9 protein-coding genes and 1 riboswitch are annotated in these 6,746 nt (G+C 67.7%); of the genes, 5 read left to right on the top strand and 4 right to left on the bottom strand.

Annotated elements, in window-relative coordinates; genetic code table 11:
• The 3 genes from GMA12_RS19085 to GMA12_RS16370 all read right to left on the bottom strand — a co-directional run.
• On the bottom strand, positions 1-961 hold a 961-nt coding region (locus tag GMA12_RS19085), incomplete at its 3' end, for a CopD family protein (RefSeq protein ID WP_503102581.1).
• A gap of 99 nt (positions 962-1,060) precedes the next feature.
• The gene (locus GMA12_RS16375; protein ID WP_156270574.1) at positions 1,061-1,609 is read right to left on the bottom strand and encodes a hypothetical protein; all 549 of its coding nucleotides are present in this window, start codon (positions 1,607-1,609) and stop codon (positions 1,061-1,063) included.
• A 139-nt stretch (positions 1,610-1,748) separates the two neighbouring features.
• Positions 1,749-2,390 carry a methyltransferase family protein gene (locus GMA12_RS16370; RefSeq protein ID WP_156270573.1) on the bottom strand — a complete coding sequence of 214 codons (642 nt, stop codon included), beginning with the start codon at positions 2,388-2,390 and terminating at the stop codon, positions 1,749-1,751.
• A gap of 176 nt (positions 2,391-2,566) precedes the next feature.
• On the opposite strand from GMA12_RS16370, the gene GMA12_RS16365 reads away from it, so the two are divergent.
• Both GMA12_RS16365 and GMA12_RS16360 read left to right on the top strand, forming a co-directional pair.
• Positions 2,567-2,899, top strand: coding sequence for an ArsR/SmtB family transcription factor (locus GMA12_RS16365; RefSeq protein ID WP_156270572.1), 333 nt, complete (start codon positions 2,567-2,569; stop codon positions 2,897-2,899).
• On the top strand, positions 2,896-3,615 hold the full coding sequence (locus tag GMA12_RS16360) for a cation efflux transmembrane domain-containing protein (protein WP_156270571.1): 720 nt from the start codon (positions 2,896-2,898) through the stop codon (positions 3,613-3,615). The genes GMA12_RS16365 and GMA12_RS16360 overlap by 4 nt, the downstream gene beginning before the upstream one ends.
• A gap of 54 nt (positions 3,616-3,669) precedes the next feature.
• Here GMA12_RS16360 and GMA12_RS16355 read toward each other — a convergent pair whose 3' ends face one another.
• A complete protein-coding gene (locus tag GMA12_RS16355; protein WP_156270570.1) occupies positions 3,670-3,975 on the bottom strand; it encodes a hypothetical protein in 306 nt (101 codons plus the stop codon).
• Between the two features lie 193 nt (positions 3,976-4,168).
• Positions 4,169-4,359, top strand: a riboswitch (cyclic di-AMP (ydaO/yuaA leader).
• Between the two features lie 5 nt (positions 4,360-4,364).
• Here GMA12_RS16355 and GMA12_RS16350 point away from each other — a divergent pair.
• The 3 genes from GMA12_RS16350 to GMA12_RS16340 all read left to right on the top strand — a co-directional run bounded on the left by GMA12_RS16350 (position 4,365) and on the right by GMA12_RS16340 (position 6,711).
• Positions 4,365-4,991, top strand: coding sequence for a C40 family peptidase (locus GMA12_RS16350; RefSeq protein WP_156270569.1), 627 nt, complete (start codon positions 4,365-4,367; stop codon positions 4,989-4,991).
• 440 nt (positions 4,992-5,431) lie between these two features.
• Positions 5,432-5,800, top strand: a complete 369-nt coding sequence (locus tag GMA12_RS16345; protein ID WP_156270568.1) for an ArsR/SmtB family transcription factor — start codon at positions 5,432-5,434, stop codon at positions 5,798-5,800.
• A complete protein-coding gene (locus GMA12_RS16340; RefSeq protein WP_156270567.1) occupies positions 5,797-6,711 on the top strand; it encodes a cation diffusion facilitator family transporter in 915 nt (304 codons plus the stop codon). Before GMA12_RS16345 ends, GMA12_RS16340 begins: the two co-directional genes overlap by 4 nt.
• Positions 6,712-6,746: the final 35 nt, after the last annotated feature.

Here is a 6,746-nt window from a genome sequence, read left to right as displayed (position 1 = left end):
GCCCGTACGGGCTGAATAGCTGTTCCCAGGAACCGATGCGCACCGCCGCATTGACCGTCCCGGAAAGGAACACCAGGTTTTTTAATGATACGGCGACCACCGAGAAGCGACGCAGCACCACAGCAGCCATCGGCACCTGCCGTCGGGCCCCGACTCCGCGGCTGGCGCCCGCCGGCAGCGTGCCGGTGCCGGCATCGGAGGCGCTCAGCTGCGGCGAGAGCCAGGCGAGCACCATCAGCCCACCGGTCCACAAGCACACCCCCAGTAGGTGCAGGCCCAAGGAGTTCACCGCCCCCATGTGGTCCGCGCCCCCGGCAGCGTGACCGGTCAAAGCCATGGACACCAGAGCCGCGCACGCCAGGATGAAGGTGAGCAACAGCCCCATCAGGGCCCGGACACCGAAGACGAGGGTGGTGACCACGGCAGCGGCCACCACGGTCGCCGACTGAGCCTGCCCCAGGGACAGATCCGTGGCGTAGTACAGCAGCTGCTGCGCGTAGGTCTCGTCCCCGCCCACCGGCACTCCCGCCACATCGGAATAGGACAGCACCAGCACGGCCACGGCCGTCACCGTCCACACCACCGACGCCACCTCGGCCAGTCCCATCGTGGCCGTGAACAGGGGGTGCTCCGCTTCCTGGCCGTCGCCGCGGCCGTTGCCGTGACGGTTCCCGCCACGGGTTCTCGGCACGACACCGAGAGCGAAGAGCAAGGCCCCCAGCACCACGACCAGGGCGCTGTTGTGCACCACCTCGACCACCGGCAGGCCCCAGCGCACCAGTGCCCCCGGATCAGCGGCCAAACGCGCAGCCCCCGAGCCGCTGTAGAGCATCGCCAGGGCCAACACCACCAAGGCCACGATCAAGGCAGCAGCGATCTGCCACGGCCTCACCCTGTGATCGCCCGGCCTGCCCGGCCCGGTGTGCCTCTGCCCGGTGTGCTCGGGCGTTGTCGTACTCATCAGCTGCTCTCTTCCACCCGCCTGTGGGCGACGGGACAAGTTGCCTCCATTCTCCCTGGCTGATGCCCCGGTCAAACCCCCAATGACCGGAGACGGTGGTCAGCGCCTGCTGGTGCTGCCGCTGTGATGCTCAGCTCCCAGCGACAAGCGGGCGTTGCCGGGCCCCTCAAGAACCAGCTCAACGGCCTGATCCGGCAACTCATAAACCAGCTCCGCCTGCAGGATCTCGCCCTGCTGCAGGGACACCGGGCCCGTGGACGCCCACGCCAGCTGTGACTGGCGCCCGCCCAACCGTTCCACCGCATAATCCTCGGCATTGAACTCGAGGCCCCCCGGTTCCATCACGGTGATCTCCAGCAGGACCTGCACACGGTGACTGCCCTCGGCCACTGGTCCGATGAGTTCGGGAGGCACCTCACCCGGTTGCGGACCAACCTGCGCATAGGGCAGCACACCATTGATGCGCGCCAGTCCACCAGGCACAGAGCCGGAGGCTCCCAGCATGGTGCTCGGTGCCTCCTCGGCGGCCACCCCACGGGCGAGCACCGCAAAGAGAACCAACAGACAGGCCGCCGGCATCATCCAGCGCCACCGGCTGCGAGGACGCTGTGCGACGGACGGGCCCTTGATTGTCACGGAGGTGGTCATGACACCACAGTGAGGAGCCAACCCTGGAGAAACGTTGCCACGACATCCGCCAGTACACGACGCCAACCGGGACCTCGTCTTCCTGCGCGCCTTGGATCCCGTGTCCTCGACGCCCCACCGGTAGGCCGGGGGCCCTATTTCAGGAGTTCCTCTCGCTTTGGGGAATGCGCTGCAGCCGGCCGAGGCCGGGCAGGAACCGGCCGACACCAGCGGCGTAGGAGCCGTAGTCCTGGGGATGGGTGGCCAGCAGGTAGGGCTCTTCGACGAGACGGACCTGAAGTTCGACGGCCAGCAGCAGGCACAGCCACGCTGCTGCACTCACCACGGTGGGCACCAGGAGGGTCAGTCCCAGCAAGGTGGTGAGCATCGCGGTGAAGACGGGGTTGCGGATCACCGCGAAAACTTCGGTGGTCACCAGTTCGGTGCGTTCGGCGGCGTCCACCCCGATCCGCCAGGAAGCGCCCATGCCGGCCTGGGAGACCAGCACACCGACGAACCCCCCGACGGTGATGACCAGACCGGCCCACGCGATGACCTCCGGCAACCGGGGTGCGGTCACGGAGCCGGTGAGCGCCAGCGAGGGGCCGGCCGCACCGAGGACCAAGGCCACGGCGAACAGAACCCCGCCCCACCACTCCGCCGTCCCCGGTGCCCCGCTGATGCCCCGGAAACCAGTGGAGCCGGTGCGGGCCCGGTGGATCCAGGACCGCACCCCGAACGCGGCCACCAGACCGGTCAGGTACAGGCCCAGCGCGAGGGCCGGGGCCAAGTCAGTCATCATCGTCGTCCTCCTCGATTGGACGGGCCCGTCCAGGCCTTCCAGCTTTCAAGAGCGGTGCCGGCCAGGGCGGCACAAGTGAACTCAACAACGGCCTGGGGCCCAACCGTGCCGGTGAGCCGGTAACGCCCCGTGGAGCCATGACACTGACAGTACATAGGTTCGTGTACCTTTGGGGCATGAGCACGGTGACCCTCACACATGCCTCGGCCCTGTCCCGGCTGGGTAATGCCCTCTCGGATGCGACGCGCACCCAGGTCCTGCTGGCCCTGCGCGAAGGACCGGCCCGGCCCTCGGAGCTGGCTCAATCCCTTGGTGTCTCCAAGCAGGTGATGTCCAATCAGCTGGCCTGCCTGCGTGGCTGCGGGCTGGTGGCCTCTACCCCGGAAGGGCGTAGCACCTGGTACTCCCTGGCCGATCCCCGCCTGGGCGAGGCCCTGGGGGACCTGCTGGAGCTGGTCATCACCGTGGACCCGACCTGCTGCTCCCCGGAAGGATGCACCTGCGCATGACCTCTCTGACCCTGGGTCCTAAGCCCGTCACCGATGCCCGCCGAGCGGTGCTGCACCGGCGGGTGCGCTGGATCGTGGCCGGCACCATCACCTACAACGTGCTCGAGGCGATCATCGCGATCACCGCCGGGCGCATTGCGTCCTCCTCGGCACTGATCGGGTTCGGCCTGGACTCCATCGTCGAGGTCCTCTCGGCGGCCGCGGTGGCCTGGCAGTTCGCCGCCCCCGACCCGCACCGCCGGGAGAAGATGGCCATGCGGGTGATCGCCCTCTCCTTCTTCGGGCTGGCCACCTTCGTCACCATCGACGCGATCCGCACCCTGGCCGGGGCCGCCGAACCCGAGCACTCCCCGGTGGGGATCGTGCTGGCGGCCGTGAGCCTGGTGATCATGCCGTTCCTGTCCTGGTTCGAACGCCGCACCGGCCGGGAACTGGGCTCGGCTTCGGCGGTGGCCGACTCGAAGCAGACCTTGCTGTGCACCTACCTCTCGGCCGTGCTCCTGGTGGGCCTGGTGCTCAACAGCACCCTGGGCTGGTCCTGGGCCGATCCGCTGGCTGCCCTGGTGATCGCCGCCGTGGCCGTGAAGGAAGGGCTGGAAGCTTGGCGCGGGGATGCCTGCTGCGCCCCGATCTCGGTCCTCACTGCCGAAGACAGCACACGTGACAGCGACGGCTGTGGCGGATGCGGGGCCACCTGCACCTGCTGCGCCCACTGAAATTCAGCCCGCACGCACCGGCACCGCGTGACAGGCGCCGGTGCGTGCGGCTTCTCAGATGCCCGGGTAGGCGGGAATCGCGGCGGACAGCGCGCAATCCTCCGATGAGCAGAAGCGGGCCCTACGCGCCGGTAGCCCGATTGGGGCTTCGGTGGGCATTTCTCCGGCCACCATGCTGATCATCGCCCCACCGGTCACCACCAGGACCGACAGAGCCAGGGCGTCCGCGGCCTGGTGCAGGGTGAAGTAACCCAGGGTGGGCCCGAGCAGGATCAGGACGGCGAAGCCTAGAGCCAGCAGGCCCCGGCGGCGCCGGGTGATGTGTGCCCGGCGAACCCGTGGCGATGCTAGGAGCACCACTGAGTACGCGCCTCCTCAGGCCCTCCCATAATTTCCAGGAAATTCACAGAAGAAATTCGATAAAACTCTAGGGATTTATCAAATCTTGATCTTCTTCTTCATGATCTCTATACATTCTCGAATCCGACTGTGATTGTTTCGTGATCATCTTGTACTCTTCGGTGCGTGCCGACCGCTGATCCTGTCGGCGCCCTCGTGCACATCGCCGAATTCTGCCGGTGCCCGGGGCCCATGCACAGAAACTGCTTGGCAGAAGCGGGGGAACCATTTCCGGTCCCGATGATCCGGGGCCTTGGGGTTAAGCCGTTCAGAGCGCACGCGCTCCGCGGCCGGGTGTCTCCCACCCGAATCCGACAGCTCACCTCGTAGGCAAAGGGAGGAACACACCCATGGCTATTTTCAAGCAGAACACTGCCCGCCACCGCGCCGAGACCACCTCTCACGCCGTGCGCAACACCACGATCGCCGCCGCCGCCGGCGCCGCGATCGTCGGCTCCATCGCCCCGGCCCAGGCCTACGCCGAGATCCCCGCCGCCAGTGGAACTTCCTATGCGGCTCCGGCCTCCGCGATGGCCGACCTGGCCTCCTACACCTATCAGGCCCCCGCTGCGCAGGCCCCGACCGTTCAGGCTGCCTCGTCCGTGAGCCCGCAGTCCACCACCACGACCGCGATTACCCCGGCCGCCGGCGGGATCGTCGGCACCGCCCAGCAGGGCGTGGGGGGCGGCTACGTCTGGGGTGGAACCTCGTTCGGCGCCTGGGACTGCTCCGGCTTCACCCAGTGGGTTTACGCCCAGAACGGCATCGACCTGCCCCGCACGAGCTTCCAGCAGATCGCCGCCGCCACGCCGACCACCACTCCGCAGCCTGGTGACCTGGTGTCCCAGAACGGCGGCAACCACATCGGCATCTACATCGGCGGCGGCAAGATGATCTCGGCGCTGAACCCGACCCAGGGGACCTTCGTTCACTCCGTCAACGCCATGGCCCTCGACGGGTACTACACCTACCGCTGAGTCTCGCCACAACGCCGGTGGCCACGCCTCCTGAAGCCATTCCCCCAGTGCGGGGTGCCTCGAAAGCACCAACACCTGAAAGCCTTTCAAGGTACCCCGCGCCAGTGGTCGGAGCCACGAACAGCAGCGTCACGGTCCTGCCGTGGCGTGAGTCGGTGGCCAACGGACGGGGCAGGAGGCGACCTTGCCGGCCGACCCATAGGGCACCCGCGGCCACGCCTGCACTCCCGCTGAACTGGATTGGCCCCCTCCTGCCACGCAGGGGCGACGCTGCGGCAGGACGACCCGCCGGGGGCGCGGTGCGCGATCGGGGAACGGGGATGCCGCAGTGGCGGACGGCATCCCCGTCCGCCCATACCGTAGGAACGCAAGCTGGACGTTGCCCGGGCCTCGTTCGACCCCCATCCCGTTTGATACAGATTCTGCTGTACGGTTATGGCATGAGGATCTTGTCCCCGGTCGAGGTGATGTCCCGGTTCGGCAAAGCACTGGCCGATCCCACTCGGGCCGCGGTGCTCTTGCAGCTGCAGCAGGGCCCGGCGGTGCCCTCGGAGCTGGCGGCTCGGATCGGGGTGAGTCGCCAGATCCTGTCCAATCATCTGGCCTGCTTGCGTGACTGCGGGTTGGTCGTGGGCGTGCCGATCGGGCGCAATGTGCGCTATGAGCTCTCGGACCCGAAGCTGGCTCATGCCCTAGAGGACCTGCTGGGCACCATCCTCACCGTCGAGGCGGTGTGCCGGTGCGGCACCCCTGAGTGCACCGCCGAGGACCTTGCTGATGACGCCACCGTCCAGGAGGTCCCGGCATGAGCGGGGAACACCACCACGCCCATGCCGCCACCGGGCGGCGGGGCAAGCTGGCGGTGGTCTTCCTCATCACCGCCACGATCATGGTCGCCGAGATCATCGGTGCTATGATCTCGGGCAGTCTGGCGCTGCTGGCCGATGCCGGGCACATGTTCACCGACTCGGCCGGATTGCTGATCGCTTTCATCGCCGCGACCCTGGCGCTGAAGCCGGCCACGGACAAGCGCACCTGGGGCTACAAGCGCGCCGAAATCGTGGCCGCAGCCGCACAAGCATCCGTACTGCTGGCCGTGGGCGGGTTCGTGGCCGTCGAAGGGGTGCGCCGGCTGCTGGAGCCCCCGGAAGTCGAGTCCTCGGCCATGCTCTGGTTCGGGGTGATCGGGTTGGCCGGCAACATCATCGGGTTGGTCATCCTGGCCTCGGGGCGGGGAGAGAACCTGAACATGAAGGCCGCCTTCCTGGAGGTCGCCAATGACGCGCTGGGCTCGGTGGCGGTGATCGTCTCCGCGATCGTCATCGCCACCACCGGGTGGACCCAGGCGGATGCGCTCGTGTCCCTGCTCATTGCCGCCCTGATCGTGCCCCGGGCGCTGATCTTGTTGCGCGACACCGTCGAAGTGCTGATGGAGACCACCCCGAAGGGACTGGACCTGGAGGAGGTGCGCACCCGCCTGGAGGCCCTGCCGCACGTGGTCGGTGTGCACGACCTGCACGCCTCACGCATCGACTCCGACACCCCAGTGCTCTCAGCCCACGTCACCGTCCACGACGGCTGCCTGACCGCCGAACACGCCGGGGTCGTGCTCAAAGACCTGCAGACCTGTGTGGCCCGTGATTTCCACGTGGCTATCGAGCACTCCACCTTCCAGATCGAACCGGCCTCCCACCGCCAGGACGAGACCTTTCATCACTAGTCGCCACTCCACTCACCCCGGACCCTGAACACAGA

It is taken from the genome of Kocuria sediminis (genome assembly GCF_009735315.1).
Lineage (GTDB): Bacteria > Actinomycetota > Actinomycetes > Actinomycetales > Micrococcaceae > Kocuria > Kocuria turfanensis.
The sequence above is the reverse complement of the archived record's forward strand: the minus strand, read 5'-3'. Positions and strand labels throughout refer to the sequence as shown.

Coding starts and splice junctions, on each gene's coding strand:
- GMA12_RS16375 (WP_156270574.1), bottom strand. CDS start 1,609: ATGACCACCTCCGTGACAATCAAGGGCCCGTCCGTCGCACAGCGTCCT.
- GMA12_RS16370 (WP_156270573.1), bottom strand. CDS start 2,390: ATGATGACTGACTTGGCCCCGGCCCTCGCGCTGGGCCTGTACCTGACC.
- GMA12_RS16365 (WP_156270572.1), top strand. CDS start 2,567: ATGAGCACGGTGACCCTCACACATGCCTCGGCCCTGTCCCGGCTGGGT.
- GMA12_RS16360 (WP_156270571.1), top strand. CDS start 2,896: ATGACCTCTCTGACCCTGGGTCCTAAGCCCGTCACCGATGCCCGCCGA.
- GMA12_RS16350 (WP_156270569.1), top strand. CDS start 4,365: ATGGCTATTTTCAAGCAGAACACTGCCCGCCACCGCGCCGAGACCACC.
- GMA12_RS16345 (WP_156270568.1), top strand. CDS start 5,432: ATGAGGATCTTGTCCCCGGTCGAGGTGATGTCCCGGTTCGGCAAAGCA.
- GMA12_RS16340 (WP_156270567.1), top strand. CDS start 5,797: ATGAGCGGGGAACACCACCACGCCCATGCCGCCACCGGGCGGCGGGGC.